General features: G+C 54.1%; 20 protein-coding genes. 12 read left to right on the top strand and 8 right to left on the bottom strand.

The window, feature by feature from the left end; genetic code table 11:
• Positions 1-75: 75 nt before the first annotated feature.
• From GQS_RS07135 to GQS_RS07120, 4 genes are all read left to right on the top strand, one after another.
• Positions 76-294 carry a hypothetical protein gene (locus tag GQS_RS07135; protein ID WP_014013007.1) on the top strand — a complete coding sequence of 73 codons (219 nt, stop codon included), beginning with the start codon at positions 76-78 and terminating at the stop codon, positions 292-294.
• A gap of 106 nt (positions 295-400) precedes the next feature.
• Positions 401-1,174: an S-methyl-5'-thioadenosine phosphorylase gene (locus tag GQS_RS07130; protein WP_014013006.1), complete on the top strand. Its 774-nt coding sequence runs from the start codon at positions 401-403 to the stop codon at positions 1,172-1,174.
• A 119-nt stretch (positions 1,175-1,293) separates the two neighbouring features.
• On the top strand, positions 1,294-1,758 hold the full coding sequence (locus tag GQS_RS07125; protein WP_238515731.1) for a thermonuclease family protein: 465 nt from the start codon (positions 1,294-1,296) through the stop codon (positions 1,756-1,758).
• Positions 1,759-1,827: 69 nt separating this feature from the next.
• Positions 1,828-3,102: an amidohydrolase family protein gene (locus GQS_RS07120; RefSeq protein ID WP_014013004.1), complete on the top strand. Its 1,275-nt coding sequence runs from the start codon at positions 1,828-1,830 to the stop codon at positions 3,100-3,102.
• 1 nt (position 3,103) lies between these two features.
• Here the strand turns inward: GQS_RS07120 and GQS_RS07115 are convergent, their stop codons facing one another.
• A complete protein-coding gene (locus tag GQS_RS07115) occupies positions 3,104-3,916 on the bottom strand; it encodes a hypothetical protein (RefSeq protein ID WP_148236380.1) in 813 nt (270 codons plus the stop codon).
• A gap of 139 nt (positions 3,917-4,055) precedes the next feature.
• Here GQS_RS07115 and GQS_RS07110 point away from each other — a divergent pair, with 139 nt between their 5' ends.
• From GQS_RS07110 to GQS_RS07100, 4 genes are all read left to right on the top strand, one after another.
• The gene (locus tag GQS_RS07110) at positions 4,056-4,601 is read left to right on the top strand and encodes a [protein ADP-ribosylglutamate] hydrolase (protein WP_014013002.1); all 546 of its coding nucleotides are present in this window, start codon (positions 4,056-4,058) and stop codon (positions 4,599-4,601) included.
• A gap of 136 nt (positions 4,602-4,737) precedes the next feature.
• Positions 4,738-4,887, top strand: a complete 150-nt coding sequence (locus tag GQS_RS10955) for a hypothetical protein (RefSeq protein WP_158306492.1) — start codon at positions 4,738-4,740, stop codon at positions 4,885-4,887.
• Between the two features lie 146 nt (positions 4,888-5,033).
• Entirely contained in the window at positions 5,034-6,476 is a 1,443-nt protein-coding gene (locus GQS_RS07105) for a bifunctional ADP-dependent NAD(P)H-hydrate dehydratase/NAD(P)H-hydrate epimerase (protein WP_014013000.1), read from the top strand.
• A 9-nt stretch (positions 6,477-6,485) separates the two neighbouring features.
• Entirely contained in the window at positions 6,486-7,121 is a 636-nt protein-coding gene (locus tag GQS_RS07100; protein WP_048056548.1) for a hypothetical protein, read from the top strand.
• 188 nt (positions 7,122-7,309) lie between these two features.
• On the opposite strand, the gene GQS_RS07095 is transcribed toward GQS_RS07100, so the two are convergent.
• The 4 genes from GQS_RS07095 to GQS_RS07080 all read right to left on the bottom strand — a co-directional run bounded on the left by GQS_RS07095 (position 7,310) and on the right by GQS_RS07080 (position 10,350).
• On the bottom strand, positions 7,310-8,683 hold the full coding sequence (locus tag GQS_RS07095) for an alpha-amylase (RefSeq protein ID WP_014012998.1): 1,374 nt from the start codon (positions 8,681-8,683) through the stop codon (positions 7,310-7,312).
• Positions 8,684-8,881: 198 nt separating this feature from the next.
• Positions 8,882-9,442 (bottom strand): transcriptional regulator, encoded by a 561-nt coding sequence (locus tag GQS_RS07090; RefSeq protein WP_014012997.1) that lies wholly within the window; start codon positions 9,440-9,442, stop codon positions 8,882-8,884.
• The gene (locus GQS_RS07085; RefSeq protein ID WP_014012996.1) at positions 9,443-9,748 is read right to left on the bottom strand and encodes a DUF211 domain-containing protein; all 306 of its coding nucleotides are present in this window, start codon (positions 9,746-9,748) and stop codon (positions 9,443-9,445) included.
• A 26-nt stretch (positions 9,749-9,774) separates the two neighbouring features.
• Positions 9,775-10,350: an ArsR family transcriptional regulator gene (locus GQS_RS07080; protein WP_014012995.1), complete on the bottom strand. Its 576-nt coding sequence runs from the start codon at positions 10,348-10,350 to the stop codon at positions 9,775-9,777.
• A 204-nt stretch (positions 10,351-10,554) separates the two neighbouring features.
• Between GQS_RS07080 and GQS_RS07075 the strand changes: the two genes are divergently transcribed.
• Positions 10,555-11,964 (top strand): acetate--CoA ligase family protein, encoded by a 1,410-nt coding sequence (locus tag GQS_RS07075; RefSeq protein WP_014012994.1) that lies wholly within the window; start codon positions 10,555-10,557, stop codon positions 11,962-11,964.
• 14 nt (positions 11,965-11,978) lie between these two features.
• Here GQS_RS07075 and GQS_RS07070 read toward each other — a convergent pair whose 3' ends face one another.
• Positions 11,979-13,349 carry an ATP-binding protein gene (locus GQS_RS07070; protein ID WP_014012993.1) on the bottom strand — a complete coding sequence of 457 codons (1,371 nt, stop codon included), beginning with the start codon at positions 13,347-13,349 and terminating at the stop codon, positions 11,979-11,981.
• A 185-nt stretch (positions 13,350-13,534) separates the two neighbouring features.
• Here GQS_RS07070 and GQS_RS07065 point away from each other — a divergent pair, with 185 nt between their 5' ends.
• Entirely contained in the window at positions 13,535-14,692 is a 1,158-nt protein-coding gene (locus tag GQS_RS07065) for a tryptophan--tRNA ligase (RefSeq protein WP_014012992.1), read from the top strand.
• Positions 14,693-14,694: 2 nt separating this feature from the next.
• Here the strand turns inward: GQS_RS07065 and GQS_RS07060 are convergent, their stop codons facing one another.
• Complete coding sequence (locus GQS_RS07060; RefSeq protein WP_014012991.1) at positions 14,695-15,387, bottom strand: hypothetical protein; 693 nt, start codon at positions 15,385-15,387, stop codon at positions 14,695-14,697.
• A gap of 46 nt (positions 15,388-15,433) precedes the next feature.
• Positions 15,434-15,577: a hypothetical protein gene (locus GQS_RS11015; protein ID WP_014012990.1), complete on the bottom strand. Its 144-nt coding sequence runs from the start codon at positions 15,575-15,577 to the stop codon at positions 15,434-15,436.
• Between the two features lie 112 nt (positions 15,578-15,689).
• Between GQS_RS11015 and GQS_RS07055 the strand changes: the two genes are divergently transcribed.
• Positions 15,690-16,769: a hypothetical protein gene (locus GQS_RS07055; protein WP_014012989.1), complete on the top strand. Its 1,080-nt coding sequence runs from the start codon at positions 15,690-15,692 to the stop codon at positions 16,767-16,769.
• Between the two features lie 244 nt (positions 16,770-17,013).
• A complete protein-coding gene (locus tag GQS_RS07050) occupies positions 17,014-17,220 on the top strand; it encodes a hypothetical protein (protein WP_014012988.1) in 207 nt (68 codons plus the stop codon).
• Positions 17,221-17,236: the final 16 nt, after the last annotated feature.

Genomic DNA, 17,236 nt, shown 5'->3' with positions numbered 1-17,236 from the left:
TTCCTGACGGTTATGTACAACTTCTGGATTTTTGAAAAACTTCCACCCGTTGCATGGTGAGGTTACATAGCCATCATGGTCATCCTGGAAATCATCATTGCCAGTGGCCGATTACCTTTAAAACCTCTCCTAACGGTCTACATGGTCATTGCTCTCGTCTTGGAATTCCCGAGCGTTTTCTTTGATGGGGTTTACCTTCACACTGCACTTGTCTTCCTTCCATGGGTCGCCCTTTGGTACGGGTCTCTCCTGCTGGTAACTGCTCTTCTTTTTTCCAATACTGGCGATGATTGAATTTAGGTAAAAGGAGTTGACCGTCGGTGCCGTTGTGGGGAGTTCCATTTCCACTGGAAAGGCAACCCTTATATGAGTAAAGCGAGCATTTAACACGGTGATGACCATGCCGAGGATAGGCATCATAGGCGGTTCCGGGGTTTACGGCGTCTTCGAGCCGAAGGAAACCGTAAAGGTCCACACGCCCTACGGCAGGCCCTCGGCCCCGGTGGAAATCGGCGAAATCGAGGGCGTTGAGGTTGCTTTTATACCGAGGCACGGCAAGCACCACGAGTTCCCGCCGCACGAAGTGCCCTACCGGGCCAACATCTGGGCCCTCCACGAGCTCGGCGTTGGGAGGGTTATCGGCGTTACCGCCGTCGGCTCGCTCCGCGAGGAGTACAAACCCGGGGACATTGTCATAACCGACCAGTTCATAGACTTCACGAAGAAGAGGGACTACACCTTCTACAACGGGCCGAGGGTTGCCCACGTTTCCATGGCCGACCCCTTCTGCCCTGAGATGAGGAAGATATTCTACGAGACCGCCAAGGAGCTCGGCTTCCCTGTCCATGAGAAGGGCACCTACGTCTGCATCGAGGGGCCGCGCTTTTCCACGAGGGCAGAGAGCTTCATGTTCAGGCAGTACGCCCACATAATCGGCATGACGCTCGTTCCAGAGATAAACCTCGCCAGGGAGCTGGGTATGTGCTACGCGAACATCGCAACGGTCACCGACTACGACGTCTGGGCCGACAAGCCGGTAGATGCTCAAGAGGTCCTCAAGGTCATGGCCGAGAACAACTACAAGGTCCAGGAACTGCTCAAGAAGGCCATCCCGCTCATTCCTGAGGATAGGAAGTGCGGCTGCGCCGACGTGCTGAAGAGTATGTTCGTCTGAGATTTTTGGTATTTTGTATCTTTGGATCATTTATTCCAACTTTTCTCAGTTTTCGCACGCGAATGATTTCGGACTCAAAACTTATAAGTTCCGGAGCGAATGTTCGCCGGTGAGCTCCAGTGAGGAGGACTGCCCTGATTTTGGCATTGGTGGTTGTTTCGATGCTTCTCGTCCCGGGACTTGCCAGCGCCTACGAGTTCCAGACCTACGGCTACGTCACCAAGGTGGTCGATGGCGACACCGTGTGGTTCCACTCCTACTACGGCTACAGGGCTGGGGAAACCTTCAAGGTCCGCTTCGCCGACATAAACGCGCCCGAGATATACACCGACGAGGGCAAGGAATCGAAGGCCGCCCTGGAGTGGCTCTTTGACACGTACGGCTACTACGTCTACCTCGACGTTGATGACGTTTACGAAACCGACCATTACGGCAGGGTCGTTGCCGTCGTCTACCTCCCCTTCTGGTACTACGGCTACGCACTCAACGTCAATGAGTGGCTCGTCGAGAGCGGCTACGCATCCATCTGGGACCACTACAACGAGTTCAACCCGTACTCCTGGAGCCTCTGGGTTCCAATTTGAGGTTTTTCTCTTCTCCGACACCTTTTTAACTTCCACCGGAAACACACCCCTTTAAAAGAGGTGGTGATCATGAGCATTCTCATCAAAAACGGCCGCGTTATCTACGGGGAGGGCTTTGAGGTCGTTGAGGCCGACGTTCTCATCGAAGAAAACCGCATCGTTAAGGTGGCCAAAAACATTACCGAGGCCGCGGATATCGTCATAGACGCAAAAGGAAAGGTTGTTTCTCCAGGCTTTGTGAACCTGCACACCCACTCCCCGATGGGCCTCTTCCGCGGTCTCGCCGACGATCTGCCCCTCATGGACTGGCTCCAGAACCACATATGGCCGAGAGAAGCGAAGCTCACGAGGGAGTACACCAAGGTTGGGGCCTACCTCGGCGCGCTGGAGATGATAAAGACCGGAACGACGGCATTCCTCGACATGTATTTCTTCATGGACGCCGTTGCGGAGGTGGTTCTTGAGTCCGGCCTCAGGGGCTACCTCTCCTACGGGATGATAGACCTCGGCGATCCCGAGAAGACCGGGAAGGAAATAAAGGAGGCCCTCCGCACGATGGAGTTCATCGATAAGCTCGGCTCCGACAGGGTTCACTTCGTCTTCGGGCCCCACGCGCCCTACACCTGCTCTATAGCCCTGCTTAAGGAGGTCAGGAAGCTGGCGAACGAGCATGGGAAGATGATAACGATCCACGTCAGCGAGACGATGGCGGAGATAGGCCAGATAACCGAGCGCTACGGAAAGAGCCCGGTGGTTTTACTCGATGAGATTGGCTTCCTGGGGAGGGACGTCATCATAGCCCACGGCGTCTGGCTCGACAGCAGGGACATACAGATACTCGCGAGGAACGGCGTCACCGTCGCCCACAACCCTGGGAGCAACATGAAGCTCGCCAGCGGTGTTATGCCCCTCCAGAGGCTCATCAACGCCGGCATAAACGTCGGCCTCGGTACCGATGGTGCCGCCAGCAACAACAACCTCGACATGCTCGACGAGATGAAGCTGGCCGCTCTGCTCCACAAGGTCCACAACCTCGACCCGACGGTGGCGGACGCCAAGACGGTCTTCAGGATGGCCACAATCAACGGTGCCAAAGCCCTTCGCCTCAGCGCCGGCGTCATAAAGGAGGGCTACCTGGCGGATGTAGCAATCATCGACTTTAACCAGCCTCACCTCCGCCCCGTAAACAATGTAATAAGCCACCTCGTCTACTCGGCCAGCGGAAACGACGTTGAGACAACGATAGTGGACGGAAAAATCCTCATGCTCGACCGCGAGGTCCTCACGCTCGACGAGGAGAAAATCCTTGACGAGGCTGAAAAAACGATAGGAAAGCTGGCTTAGCTCAGAGGCTGGCCAGCCAGTCCGGGTCGAGGTTTACCCTCTTTTCCCTCCATGCCCTGAGCGCCCTGTACATCGCCGCTCCAGCGATGGCTGAGAGAACGCTCGCGAGGCCGGTTGTGAGACCGTCGATCAGGCCCGCCAGCAGGGCCCCAGTGAAGCCTCTGGCAACGAGGGAGGTCATGAAAACAAGCCCTCCGGCCGCGGCCCCGATACCAACGATAACGGCCCCCATAAGTGCCCCGAAGACGAAAACCTCTTTAGCATTGTCCAGGGCGGTTCCGATGATTCCCAGCCCCTCCCCGAAATCCTTGCTCCATATGTACGCTGGAATCATCATGGTGATTATCCCCATCAGGAAGATCGCGGGGGGCAGTCCAAGCAGCGCCGCTATCACATACTTCGTTGTTCCGGAGAGGGCGTAGTACGCCAGTATTGCGGGGAAGAGCATGAGGCCGCCGGCTATGAAGATTACGATTCCATAAACGATGCCCACCAGGAGGACTATTATCCCCCCTGTCACGGATTCCCTTATGAGGGCCTGCTCCTCGAAGGGTATGCCCTTTTTGTGGTGGTAGAATGCCCTGGTGGGGTAGTAGATGACCGTGAGCCTGATGAGTATGGCTATAATGGCGAGCAGAACCGCGATGCCGATGCTGAAATTGGGACTGTATGCCACCAGCTCCACATTTGAATCGAGTCCGGAGATGGCCATGAGCGCACCGGCTATCCCCGACGCCGCAACGGGATACCTCCATAGCCTCTTGTCCTCCGAAATGGATGTAATGGCTTCCGTCAGTGCCTCGAATGCCCTCATTCCACCACCACTGTTCATGGGGGTCCCACCGTATTTAACTTTTACTGTTTTAAGTTGTATGTTGTGAAATGAGATATTGAGTAACAACCCGCGCAACTGTTAAAATCGGTCGTGAGTAATCGGTAAAACGGTGATTGGGGTGCCGTCCTTTGAGATAGTCCGCGGGGACATAACCCGCTTTCCGGCAGAGGCCATAGTGAACGCCGCCAACAAGTACCTGGAACACGGCGGTGGCGTTGCCTACGCGATAGCTAAGGCCGCCGCTGGAAACGCCCGCGAGTACATCAGGATAAGCAAGGGGGCGATGAGGGAGCAGCTCGGAAAGGACTCCATCGATCACGGCGAGGTAGTCGTGACCCCCGCGATGAGGCTTGAGGAACACGGAATCAGGTACGTCATTCACACGGTTGGGCCCTACTGCGGCGGCGTCTGGGACGATGACAAGAAGGAGAAGCTCCGAAAAGCAATTATGGGGGCGCTGAGAAAGGCCGATGAACTGGGCGTTAAAACTATGGCCTTTCCGGCCATAAGCGCGGGCATCTACGGCTGCCCGCTCGAGGAGGTCGTGAGGACGTTCAAAGAAACGGTCGAGGAGTTCTCGAAGGAAGCGAGGAGCGTCGAGAGGGTTTATCTGGTGCTGTACTCGGGGGACGCATACCGGACTGCGTTAAGTGTTTTGGGTTGAATCGGATGTCAAAAATGTTATAATTATCATTTATCTTGGGGGTAACAGTGGCCGCCTCCTGTGAAGGAACCGTCAAGCGGATTGCAGCGGTTACTCCGGACCCTTTGCTTCAATGAGCCTTGTTTACGGGCTGGACATGGCGGTGGCGGTTTTTGTAGTTGGAACTCTGTTTCTACTTGTGATGCTATACCTGAGCTTCGGTTTTGATGGGGCTCCCTCTGAGAAAGAAATGGATGAAGATGAGAAAACATCCGCTGTGGAAGACCGTTCAGATTTGGAAGGGTGAAATTGAATGTCTGTGGAACTTGGAGCCTATTCCGTTTGGTTCTTTTTTGAGTTTGCCCCCTGCTTCTCCTCTCGGTGTTGCTGGTTAGTGGGGCAATGACTGAAAACGATTTAACAGGTTGGGCCTAAGCACTCACGGTGGTGCTCATGCGCATCGAGGACGTTTACATCTGGGACATCAATGCCAAGTGGCTCGGCATAACCCCTTACCAGCTCATGGAGAATGCCGGTGCCGGAGTGGCGCGCACGGTTGAGGAGCGCTTTGGAACGGGGCTTAAAATTGCGGTCTTTTCCGGCACCGGAAACAACGGCGGCGACGGCTTTGTTGCCGCTCGGCATCTCAGCTTCGAAAACGAGGTCACGCTCTTCCTCGTGGGGGACGAGGCAAAGATTAGGAGCGAGGAAGCCAGGCACAACTGGGAGATACTCAAGGGTCTCGACTTCGTGAAAATCCGTGTTCTCAAGGATTCCGCCTACATAAAGGGGCTTGACCTGAGTGGTTACGACGTCATAGTGGATGCACTCCTCGGGGCCGGTACAAAGGGCGAGCCGCGCGAACCGATACGCTCGGCCATCGAGAAAATCAACGAGTACTCCGAAAAGGCAAAAATCGTCAGCGTCGACCTTCCGAGCGGCTATCCCAGTGCCGTCCGCATCAAGGCCGACTTCGCGGTGACCTTCCAGTGGGACAAGGATGAGTACGAGGGCTTCGAGCGGGTAATCGTCAAGATAGGCTACCCAAAGGAGCTCTACCACCTCGTCGGTCCCGGCGATGCGAAGTTTGCTTTAAGGAAGAAGGGCGAGCACAAGGGTCAGAACGGCAGACTGCTCATCATCGGTGGCAGTGGAGACTACTACGGCGCGCCCTACCTCGCTTCCAAGGCCGCCTCATATCCCGTGGATCTGGTCTACCTCGCGATGCCCTCGGAACCGGCGAGACGGATAAACGACCCGGACCTGATACTCAGACCGGTCGAGGGAAGAAACTTCTCGCCGGATCACGTCCATGAACTCCTGAGCATGGCTCAAAAGGCCGACGCCGTCGTCATCGGGCCTGGAATCGGCCTCGCCGAGGAGACGAAGGAGTTCGTGAGGGAGTTCGTAAGGCGCTGCGAAAAGCCGATGGTCATAGACGCCGATGGCCTAAAGGCAGTTGCCGAGGATTTGAGCGTTCTCGATGGGAAGACCTTCGTCCTAACCCCACACGCCGGCGAGTTTGGGGTTCTCTTTGGCGTGAAGCCCGAGGGTTCACTCATAAAGAAGGCTGAGGTGGTGACGGAGAAGGCCGGCGAGGTTGGGGGCGTTATTCTGCTCAAAGGCCCCTACGACATCATAAGCGATGGGAAAACCTGGAAGTACAACAGAACCGGGAACAGGGGAATGACCACCGGTGGAACGGGCGATGTTCTTGCCGGCCTCGTTGGTGCACTCCTCGCGCTCGGCAACGAACCGTTAAGGGCGGCATCAGTTGGGGCGTTCCTCAACGGCCTCGCCGGGGACATGGTGGAGGAAGAGTTCGGCGAGAACTTCACCGCGTTGGAGGTTGCGAAGAAAGTGCCGCGCGCGGTTAGGTGGGTGATGGAGTTCTGAGGTGGTACGATGGGGCGTTTTTTGAAGGCCTTCCCTTTTATTGCCGTTGTCTCCCTGGTTCTGGTTTCCCTTCTTATCCTCTCTTCGGGGGAGAAGTACCGGGTGGAGGTCGAGGCCCACTTCGACTCCCCGATGAAATTTGGGGGTGCGGAGCTTATGGCCGGCTATCCCAACGATGTTACCCACGTGGCGCTCTTCAAGTTCAGGCGCTCCGGTGGAGGTGAGAGGGACTTTCGGCTCGTGAGGGCCTTTGACCTTCCCGTCGATTACGTGGTGGCTGAGATACGCGATGGAGACCTGCTCTACTGCAGGGCGACCTTTGAGGACGGACACTTCGTCCTCGACGACGGGCACTGCTTCCCGACCCTTGAAGACGCCCTGCGGCGGAGGATAACCCTGAGTTCCTGCATCAACGGCACCTACCTCGGCTACAAAATTGAAAGGAACTCCATCGTTTACTTCCTATTCCGAGCTTCAAACGAGACGACCTGCGTGAACGAGAGCGTTGAGGTCCTTGGAAGAACGTGGGGGATTTTCGTGGAGATAACCGGGACGAACGGGACCCTCATCTGCCCGGTGGAGGTCATCAACGGGACGTACCTCACCGACGAGGTCGTTGCTGTGGACGAAGGGCGGTGCGGGTGATGAAAAATGGCCTCCGAAAACGCGGTTCGGGTTGTCATGGCCTCCCGAAAGAGATGGTGATGTTCCTCATGGCTGGCTTCTCAGTGGGATTTTTGAGTCCCTCCGACCGGGATTCGCGAGAAAGGGAGCCAATCAAGTGTCGTCGTAAACAGAAACGAGAAGAATGGAAACAACTGGGGTGGGAGACCTCAGCCCACCCCACAGTAACTCCAGACGGAGTAGCCGTACTGGCCGTTGGCCGGGTCGTGGGCCGGGGCCTCGAGGTAGACCCAGCCACTCGAATAAACCCACTTGTCCACCCAGCCGCCGAGGTTGCCGGTGTACTCGTGTATGCACGAGCCTGCGAACTTCGGAACGTAGACCCACCTTCCGGCCTTGCTCGAGCCGAGGTTGATGTAGGTTATAAGCCCCGGCTTGTCCCCGTAGCCGTTCCTGACGAAGATGAGTTCATCGTTATCGTAGTAGACGATGTCGGTGCTTCCCCCGGCGAGGTGGTCGTGTATCCAGATGAGGTTGTTGAGCCTGTCCTTGTTGAGCCACTCCTCGTAGTCGCGGTAGAATATTGTCGGCTGGCCCTCGTAGGTGAGAATGAAGGCGTAGGCCGGGTACTTGTTCCAGATTATGTCGGTGTCGTGGTTGGCGACGAAGGTCACCGCCTTGAATGGGTCGCGGCTGACGACGGTGCCGCCGTTCTTGAGGGCATCGACGAGGGCCGGAATGTTGTTGTTATCGAAGGCCTCGTCCATCTTGTAGTAGAGCGGGAAGTCGAAGACTTTGGCGTTGCTGTTGTAGGCCCAGTTGAGGAGCGCATCGACGTTGGTGTCCCAGTACTCTCCAACTGCCCAGCCGCCCCACCAGTTCAGCCAGTCCTTGACGACCCACGCTCCGTAACCCTTGACGTAGTCGAAGCGCCAGGCGTCGATGCCGATGCTCCTGAGGTAGGCCGCGTAGCTCTCCTGGCTGGCCCAGAGCCAGTACTGGTCCCAGCTCTTCTCGTGGGCGATGTCGGGATAGCCACCGAAGGTACCCTCGTCGCAGCACTTGACCTCGTTGGGGTGGAAGTCGAGGTAGTTGGCGGTGTACTTGCCCGACGCGACCTTCGAGAAGTCCGTCCATGTGTAGTCCCCGACGAAGGGGTTCCACTCCAGGTCGCCGCCGGCGCGGTGGTTGATGACTATGTCGGCTATCACCTTTATGCCGTAGGCGTGAGCGGTGTTTATCATGTTCACGAGCTCCTGTTTAGAGCCGAAGCGGGTCTCAACGGTTCCCTTCTGATAGTACTCACCGAGGTCAAAATAATCGTAGGGGTCGTATCCCATCGAGTAGCCGCCGCTCATGCCCTTGCTCGCAGGGGGAATCCATATCGCCGAAATCCCTGCGCTCGCCCAGTCGGGTATCTTCTGGGCTATCGTGTCCCACCAGATTCCCCCGCCCGGGACGTCCCAGTAGAAGGCCTGCATTATGACGCCGCCGTTCTCGAGGGTTTCCGCCTTTGCAGGAACTGCCGAGACGCTGAGAAAGACCAGAAGCACGAGAAGTGCCACCAACACCTTCCTGGCCATGGCAATCACCACCGGATGGTCAGAATATATCACTGATGGTGAAATATTTAAGCTTTGCCACTGCTGTTCATTGTGGAACGTAAAAGAACACCGGATGGGTGGTCAGAAATGAAACATCCCGTTTCAACGCTGAGTTTTTCTTTCCGTGAGTCTGGCCCTTTGGGGGTCGGTTGAAAAGAGGGGTGGGATGACCAAGGCTCAGTCGTCTTCGATCATCCCTCGGGCCTCTTGGGCCTTTCCACACAGCTCGCAGCTCTGCATGAAGACGAGCATGTTGAGGAGGTGGAAGAGCTCTATCTCCGTGAGTTCCACGCCCGCCTGGGATATTCTCTTGAGAACCGGCTGGGAGTTGATCTCCACCTCGTTCAGGACCTCTTTGGCGAGCTTTACCAGCTCCCCCCTGTTCTTTATCCTGAAACCCGCTTTCTCCAGAATCTGAACGAGCTTCTCGGCCTCCACCTGGAGGTACGCCTGTCTGAACTTCTCTATGCTTTCGTCTGGGTCTGCCTTGATGAGGAACAGCCTGGCGGCCCTGGAGTAGACCCTCTCGTTTCCCTGGGTCTCCAGCTCCTCAACGAGTCCCGCTTTCTCCAGGGTCTTGACATGGCGATAGACCGTTGTCCTGTCCTTTTCCAGGGCGTCGCTCAGTTCGTTTATGGTCATGGGTCTCTGTCTGAGGAGCTGGAGAATCCTGAAGCGCGTCTCTTCTGAGAGCACCTTCACCTTCTCGGGCTCGGTGATTATCAAAACTTCCCTCACTCAGTACTCCTCCAGCTTGTCCTGGGGGGTTTCTCCCTCCTCAACGATCTTCTTACCCGCCGCAACCATGTCTATGCTGTGCACCACGCCGCCGAACTCCTCTATCGTCCTGACTATCTCGTCGTAGTCGAGGTTGTCGCCGGCCATCGTTATCTTGACGTTCTCCGTCTCCTTGTCTATCTCAACGAGGGTTATGTTGACGCCATCAACGCCCTCGAGCTCGCTTAGTCCGAGCGCCAGCTCCGTCACCATCGGCTGGTGCGGTTTAAGCACGTCCAGAACCAGTAACCTTATCCCCTTTGCCATATCCCATCGCTTCCCCTTTCTGGGAGTTATTTTTTAAGTATTTCTCCCAGCTTCTTGAGGAGCTCTAGGGTCTCCTCGTCGCGGCCCATCCTGGCCATGGCCAGCCACTCGATGGCGTGGATTATGTCCTCGTTGGAGAAGTCCTTAAGCGCCTCCTCGTTGGCCTCGATCTCCTTGGATATCTCCGTCTTGCACTCATGCTCCTTCTTGAGAAGCTCATCCATCGTGTTGAGCAGCTCATCGTCATCGAACTCATAGCCAAGGGCCTTGAATATCTCCAGCTTTATCTTGAGCCTTGAGCGGGCGAAGTAGCGGAGCTCCTCGTCCCCGAGGTACATGTTGATGTAGAAGGCATCGGCAGTCCTTCCGTAGTACTTCTCCACCAGGTTGCCCTTCATCTCGGTCCTCTTGACCTCAACAAGGCCGGCCTCCTTGAGCTTCTCGATATGGTGGTATATCGTCTGGGGAGTCTTGCCGAGTATCTCGCTGAGCTGGGAGATGGTCATCTCCTTGTTGCGGAGCAGTCCGAGTATCTTCCTTCTCGTGTCCTCGAGCATCAGCTTTATGACCTCTGGGTCGGTTATGACCTTCACTTTCGCCATTTCCACCACCCAATTTAAACGTTCTAATGCTTCTTTTAACGTTATGGCATATAACCCTTTTGCTTTCCCCGGTAGCTTTATATATGTAAAGGCCATGGTTCATTAAGAACCATAGCTGGACAAAATATCCACTTCCCTGGATGTACCCATCTGGGGAGGAAGGCTTAAATATGGGCTCCCGAAAAACCTTCGGAGGTGGACAAGATGGAGGCACCAAGGCTCGATTTCCTGTTTTATCCGAAGAGCGTCGCGGTCATCGGGGCGTCAAACGTCCCTGGAAAGATAGGAAACGCGATAATGCGCTCGATAACGCTCAACTTCGACGGAAAGGTCTACGCCGTCAACGTCAAGGGCGGCGAGGTCGAGGTCAACGGGAAGAAGTTCCCGGTTTACAGGAGCATTAAGGAGATACCGGACGATGTTGACGTCGCTGTCATAGCGGTTCCTGCGAAGTTCGTCCCCAATGTTATAGACGAGTGCGGCGAGAAGGGCGTTAAGAGCGCCGTCGTCATCTCCGCCGGTTTCAAGGAGGCCGGAAGGGCCGAGCTTGAGGAGGAGCTCGTGAAGCGCGCCAGGAAGTGGGGAATAAGGCTCGTCGGTCCGAACTGCCTCGGCGTCACCAACCTCGAGAACGGCTTCGACTGCAACTTTAACCCGCCGGAGAGGCAGGCCAGGCCGCCCTTCGGAAAGGTCGCTTTCATGAGCCAGAGCGGTGCCTTCGGCGCTGCGATCCTCGACTGGGCCGCCAGCCATAAGATAGGAATGAGCAAGTTCATCAGCCTCGGCAACATGGCAGACCTCGACGAGAGCGACTTCATGGCCTACCTCGGCGACGACCCGAAGACAGGCGTCATTACCGGCTACATAGAAGGCGTCAAGGACGGAAGGAAGTTCTTCAACACCGCCAAGGAGGTCACGCTCAAGAAGCCCATCATCATCCTCAAGGCTGGAAGGACCGAGGCCGGGGCAAAGGCCGCCGCGAGCCACACCGGTTCACTCGCCGGTGCCTACAGGATATACCAGGCCGCCTTTGAGCAGACCGGCGTTTTAGAAGCCAAAAGCATGCGCCAGCTCTTCAACTACGCCAAAGCTCTGGCCATGCAGAAGCCGGCAAAGGGCAACAGGGTCGCGATAGTCACCAACGGCGGTGGAGCCGGAGTCATGATGAGCGACGGCCTGCTCGAGAAGGGAATGAAGCTCGCCGAGCTGAGCGAGGAGACCAACCGGAAGTTCCGGGAGGCCATAGAGAGGGGTGAGCTTCCGGAGCACATGAGCTACAAGAACCCCATCGACATCATCGGCGACGCCCCATCGAGCCGCTACGAGGTTGCGATGCGCTATGCCCTTGAAGACCCGAACGTCGATGTTCTCGTCGTCATAGCACTCTTCCAGAGCCCGGCCCTCGACGAAGGAATCGTCGAGGCGATGGCCAGGATGCGGGAGTACGGCAAGCCGATAGTCTTCGTGGCCCCCGGTGGAGACTACCCGCACAAGATGGCCAGGAACATCGAGCTCAAGGGGATCCCAGTATACGAGACCGTCGAGGACGGTGTCGATGCCGTCTACGCCCTCGTCAAGTACGGCGAGTGGCTGAGGGAGAACGGGAAGCTCTAATGGTTTTTGAGTCCCTAAACTTTTTCTTTCCTTTCACCGGGTAGGATCCTCTCAAAGTCCCTTAAGTCGAAGGCCAGATCAAGGTTTTCTTTTTCCTCAATCCTTTTCGCGATTATTCCGAAATGCTTCTCGTAATCTTCAAGTCCAACGAGTTCGCCCTTTTTCTCAAGGCGTTTCAGAACCTTCTCGGCCTCTCTTGACGTTAAATCGCTCCACTTAACCTCAACAAAAAGGGCTTTTTTGGAGTTCTCATTTAGAGCCACTAAATCTATTTCCTCTCCCCTGTGCCACCACCTTCCAATCTTCGTGAATCTGAAGGGCAGGACGTTTTTTCTGTTCGCTTCGATCATGAACTCCCTCGCGATCCCTTCGAATGGCTTTCCAAGGAAGGTGTTGAAGTTCCTGTCAAAGTCCTCGATTGCCGCCTCGACGAAGTTCCCCTCAATCTCTTCGTAGTAGGGATTAACAAAGCGCGACCAGAAGAGGAAGTAGTTGTCGGCTATCTCGTAAATTCCCTTCTTTCCGAACAGGGGCGTTACTTTCCTCACTATCCCAAGCTCACCGAGAACCCTCAGGTACGGCACGACTTGGTTTTCCTTCATGTAGCAGAAGTTCGCTATCTGTGTGACCTTTGTGTTCCCCCTTGCTATGGCCTCCAGTATTGCCAGATACGTGGATAGCTCCCTAAGCTCCTCACTTAAAAGGGCCCTCGCCTCCCTGAAGAGGAAAGCGGACGAGTTGAAGAAGTTGGCCCTTATCTCCTCCTCGACGTTCCTTCCGCTGAAGAATTCGAGGTATTTTGGAGTTCCGCCGGTCACCGAGTATATTTTCACGAGGTCTTCTGTACTCGCGTCGAACCACTCGAAGAGGTTCTTGAATTGGAGGGGCTGGACTTTGATGTTTGCATCGCTTCTTCCGTAGATTGGGCTTGAGTAGCTGAAGAACTCCCTTTCAAGGAGTGAAACGTAGGAACCCGAAACAATCACCAGGGCGTTTAGGTCTCTGTTCTCCTCGATGGCCCGTGAGAGTTCGCTGAGAATTCCCCCATCTTTTTTGATCAGGTAAGAGAACTCGTCCAGAATCAAGAGTATCCGCTCACTGCTTAACCCCTTTAAAAGGGCAAACAGCGAGGGAAGATCATGAACTTCGACGTTAAAGCCCACGAAATCAGAGACCCGCTTTGAGAGGAGCCTGAAGTTGTATTCCCTCGGCTTGTCCTCAAAGATAACGAAAATCCTTTTTTTGCCTCGTGAGAACTCTTCAAGAAGTCTCGTCTTTCCAACTCTCCGCCTACCGTAAACGAGAACCAGTGTCAACCCCTCTCCGCTCCACAGCTCTTCGAGGGTTTTAAGCTCTTCCTGGCGATTGACGAATTCTCTAAACATGATTATATAAACGTGATTAGAGTTTTTAAGAATTTCGGGTGGACGTCCTTCTCCAAAAACTTTAAATCCCCTTCTTCCCTTTCTCTTCCCATGCCCGGTGATTGCTTTTGGCCTTGGTGAAGCCTTTCTCTTCTGCCCCGGCTTAGCCCTGAGTTTTGTTTCCACTGGAAATGGAGGTGTTTTGAATGGACGACGAGTTTAAGGTCACCCCATGGGACGTTGAGGGAATGGTGGACTACGCGAAGCTGATAGAGGAGTTCGGAACCAGTCCGCTGACGGACGAGTTGCTTGAGAAAACTGCAAGGCTCACGAAGAGCGAGCTGCCGATATTCTTCAGGAGAAGGTTCTTCTTCTCCCACAGGGACTACGATAAAGTCCTGGCCGACTACGAGAGCGGGAGGGGCTTCTTCCTCTACACGGGGAGGGGTCCGAGCGGTCCGATGCACATAGGCCACATCATTCCGTTCTTCGCCACCAAGTGGCTCCAGGAGAAGTTCGGCGTCAACCTCTACGTCCAGATAACCGACGACGAGAAGTTCCTTTTCAAGGAGAAGCTCACCTTCGACGACACGAAGAGATGGGCCTACGACAACATCCTCGACATCATAGCCGTCGGCTTCGACCCGGACAAGACCTTCATCTTCCAGGACAGCGAGTTCACGAAGATATACGAGATGGCGATACCGATAGCGAAGAAGATAAACTACTCAATGGCCAGGGCGGTCTTCGGCTTCACCGACCAGAGCAAGATTGGGATGATATTCTACCCGGCGATTCAGGCAGCCCCGACATTCTTCGAGAAGAAGCGCTGTTTAATCCCAGCGGCGATTGACCAGGACCCCTACTGGAGGCTCCAGAGGGACTTTGCAGAGAGTCTCGGCTACTACAAGACGGCGGCGATTCACTCAAAGTTCGTGCCCGGTTTGATGGGCCTCGAGGGTAAGATGAGCGCCAGCAAGCCGGAGACGGCAATCTACCTCACCGATGACCCTGAGGAGGCAGGTAAGAAGATATGGAAGTACGCTTTAACGGGAGGAAGAGCCACCGCGAAGGAGCAGCGCGAGAAGGGCGGAAACCCTGAGAAGTGCGTCGTCTTCAAGTGGTTCGAGATATTCTTCGAGCCCGACGACAAGAAGCTCATGGAGCGCTACCACGCATGCAAGAGCGGAGAGCTCCTCTGCGGCCAGTGCAAGCGTGAACTCATTGAGCGCGTCCAGGCCTTCCTAAAGGAGCACCAGAAGAAGCGCAAGGAGGCCGAGAAGAAGGTCGAGAAATTCAAGTACACCGGTGAACTGGCGAGGGAGCAGTGGGATAAGTCCATTCCGGAGCCGCTGAAGAAGTAAAGTCAGGGCCTGCTGTGGAGGCCGTTCCTTAATTTTCTAAGTTCTTGATAAACCTTCCTCGCGAGTTCCACCTCCTCGCAGGTTCTTTCCATTATGGCCCGGTATTCCCCTGCATCGTATAGTTCCCACACGGTTGTGCCGCTCGGTTTTCTTCTTCCGTCTCCGAGCAGGTTCTTAACTGCCCAGTTCTGGGACACGGGGGCGAGCACTTTTCTGTTCCTGCTCTCGGGGATTACAGGGGCGGAGGCGACGCTAAGGTCGAAGTGTCTCAATTTGAAGTAGGTGTCATACAGTCTCTTTGGGTTGGCTATTCCGTGAACAAGGCTCCTGACAAAAAGCACGGGAATATCGAGGCGCGTTATCCCGAAGCCTACTGCCATCGGCTCCGTCAGCCCGGGGTCTTTGCCCAGCAGTTCCCACCGTGTCCAGCTCTCCCTGAAGTAGAGGTATATTTTCTCCAAGAGATTCTTCTCCTGCTCCACGACGTCCTTACCTTCCATGTCCCATATCCAGAACTCCTCCTTCTTTTCCAGCTTGTCCTCCATTGGGAAGTACCTCTGGAAGACGCCTCCCATGACGAAGCTTCCGTCCAGGTACGGATTGGCCCTTAATCCGGGCCCGTTCCGGTGTTCTCTGGGAACGTAGTATTCAATGTCAAAGAAAATAACGTGTGTAACCCCGCGCTCAAACTTCATCCTAGTCACCCCCCAGTTTGCAACGTAAAAATAAGAAGGTTTGGAATCACTTCTTCGAGTTCCTCGCGGCGGCGCTCATGGCCCTGGCCTTGAAGCCCTCGTCCGCCTTGACGGCCCTTCCGCTGTCCACTGCGCTCTGGATTCTCCTCGCGGCCTCCCATGTCATGGGTTTGGAACCCTTCTTGCCCATGGTATCACCTCCGAAAACTGTCAATACTTATTTCGCAGTTTACTTTATAAGGGGGTATTCTCAAAAAGAAACACTTTTTTGTGAATACCTACTAACCATAACGGGGGCCTATATGGGGAGGTTAAAAGATACTGAGGAATTCACTGAGATTGCATACCGAATAATTGAACTTGCACAGGAGGGTAAAGAACTTACCGTGTATAACCTCTCAAAAGAACTTGGAAAACGACAAGAGTCTGTTCGAAGGGTCTTGAATGAACTTGTGCGTTTGAAGGTTTTGGATGCTCCTATTCTTGTGCAAAACTCGCAGGGAAGACAAAAGAAGCCCTATAAACTTCTTTGGTCTCCTGAAAAAGCCAAAGCAATTATCGAGTGCTGGAAGGAGTTTTATTCTTTACAACAGAAGCTTAAATTTTTGAAACATCTTGCTGGTTCTAAAGAGAATGAGCCTGAGCTTTCAGAGTTGTCATACAAGTTTTGCCCTTACATTGTTCTTATCGGAATTGATTGGATTGAGGGACTCTCGGGCTTTCTTGGGAAGTTTGATTGGAAAACTTTCCTTGACAAGGCTATTCCTCTCTACGGGGCGGTGTTTTCGCTAAGGCACGATAAAGAACTCAGAATGCTGAATGAAGGGTACGCCGGTGGAAATTTCTTTATTGTCTCGGGCAAAAATTCATGCATATTCTTTGAAGAAGCCCGGTGGGTTGAGTATGTGGCTCGCAGAAAGGCCAAAATGGAGATTGAAAATAAGCTTTTGGAGAGGTTCTATGGAGGGAATGACTTTCACTGTTTAAGCGTTCACTATGGAGACAGTGCAGGAACGCTTTCAAATTACATCTTTGGAGTTAGGTATTTTATTGGGGATTCACGTCTTGTTATCTTTGATTTCTCTCCAAATCCCTTTCTGAAAGGAACTGATGATAACGAAGTTATGAGGGCCTTTGAACTTTTGCTTGAATATCTGCAGGAAAAATATCCGGAAGTGGGGTTTATTCAAGTTAGAACAGTATCCCACGCAATGGGAGACTTTTTGAATTCTCTTGGATTTGAGGAACGGAAAAAGCTGTATCTATATACAAAAACTGAAAAGTTGTCCGGCAGTTCAAGGTTTATCGTTGAACTCTCTAAGAATCCTCCTTCTGTAAGTGAAATGGAATGGGTAGTAAGAATTTTTGAAAAAAAGCTTTAAGTTCTTGTTAGTGCTTAAAGCTTATGCCTAGCCTCGTGGTTAAGTTCAGGGGGGTACAGGGGGACATTACAAGAGGTAAGAGACAATCCTCAGCCGTTGAGAGGCTGAACAAATTCAGCAGGTAACTCTCTCGTCTCCCGTTCGTTTCTTTCTCTTCCACTCTCAAACTTTTCTGTGCCAGCTTTGAGGGTATCTGTTAAGAAAAGTACTTAACTCGCTCCTCCAATAGTGATTAGGTGAAAACATGAATCCGATATGGGGAGTTATCATGGCCGCGGTGGGCCTTTTCATGCTGGTTTCTGGCATTACCAGGAGCAACTTCATCGTTTACAGGCTCCTGGTTGCGCGCTCCAGGGGGCTCTGGGGCGAAAACGTGCACCGGTTCTACCAGGCCGTGGGGGCGGTTCTAATTGTTCTTGGGGTTCTGGCGGCCCTTGGAGTCATCTGGTGATGGGATTTTTTGTCTT

The organism is Thermococcus sp. 4557 (assembly GCF_000221185.1).
Classification (GTDB): Archaea; Methanobacteriota_B; Thermococci; order Thermococcales; family Thermococcaceae; genus Thermococcus.
The sequence above is the reverse complement of the archived record's forward strand: the minus strand, read 5'-3'. Positions and strand labels throughout refer to the sequence as shown.

Coding starts and splice junctions, on each gene's coding strand:
- GQS_RS07135 (WP_014013007.1), top strand. CDS start 76: ATGGTCATCCTGGAAATCATCATTGCCAGTGGCCGATTACCTTTAAAA.
- GQS_RS07130 (WP_014013006.1), top strand. CDS start 401: ATGCCGAGGATAGGCATCATAGGCGGTTCCGGGGTTTACGGCGTCTTC.
- GQS_RS07120 (WP_014013004.1), top strand. CDS start 1,828: ATGAGCATTCTCATCAAAAACGGCCGCGTTATCTACGGGGAGGGCTTT.
- GQS_RS07115 (WP_148236380.1), bottom strand. CDS start 3,916: ATGAGGGCATTCGAGGCACTGACGGAAGCCATTACATCCATTTCGGAG.
- GQS_RS10955 (WP_158306492.1), top strand. CDS start 4,738: ATGGCGGTGGCGGTTTTTGTAGTTGGAACTCTGTTTCTACTTGTGATG.
- GQS_RS07105 (WP_014013000.1), top strand. CDS start 5,034: ATGCGCATCGAGGACGTTTACATCTGGGACATCAATGCCAAGTGGCTC.
- GQS_RS07100 (WP_048056548.1), top strand. CDS start 6,486: ATGGGGCGTTTTTTGAAGGCCTTCCCTTTTATTGCCGTTGTCTCCCTG.
- GQS_RS07095 (WP_014012998.1), bottom strand. CDS start 8,683: ATGGCCAGGAAGGTGTTGGTGGCACTTCTCGTGCTTCTGGTCTTTCTC.
- GQS_RS07085 (WP_014012996.1), bottom strand. CDS start 9,748: ATGGCAAAGGGGATAAGGTTACTGGTTCTGGACGTGCTTAAACCGCAC.
- GQS_RS07080 (WP_014012995.1), bottom strand. CDS start 10,350: ATGGCGAAAGTGAAGGTCATAACCGACCCAGAGGTCATAAAGCTGATG.
- GQS_RS07075 (WP_014012994.1), top strand. CDS start 10,555: ATGGAGGCACCAAGGCTCGATTTCCTGTTTTATCCGAAGAGCGTCGCG.
- GQS_RS07070 (WP_014012993.1), bottom strand. CDS start 13,349: ATGTTTAGAGAATTCGTCAATCGCCAGGAAGAGCTTAAAACCCTCGAA.
- GQS_RS07065 (WP_014012992.1), top strand. CDS start 13,535: ATGGACGACGAGTTTAAGGTCACCCCATGGGACGTTGAGGGAATGGTG.
- GQS_RS07060 (WP_014012991.1), bottom strand. CDS start 15,387: ATGAAGTTTGAGCGCGGGGTTACACACGTTATTTTCTTTGACATTGAA.
- GQS_RS11015 (WP_014012990.1), bottom strand. CDS start 15,577: ATGGGCAAGAAGGGTTCCAAACCCATGACATGGGAGGCCGCGAGGAGA.
- GQS_RS07055 (WP_014012989.1), top strand. CDS start 15,690: ATGGGGAGGTTAAAAGATACTGAGGAATTCACTGAGATTGCATACCGA.
- GQS_RS07050 (WP_014012988.1), top strand. CDS start 17,014: ATGAATCCGATATGGGGAGTTATCATGGCCGCGGTGGGCCTTTTCATG.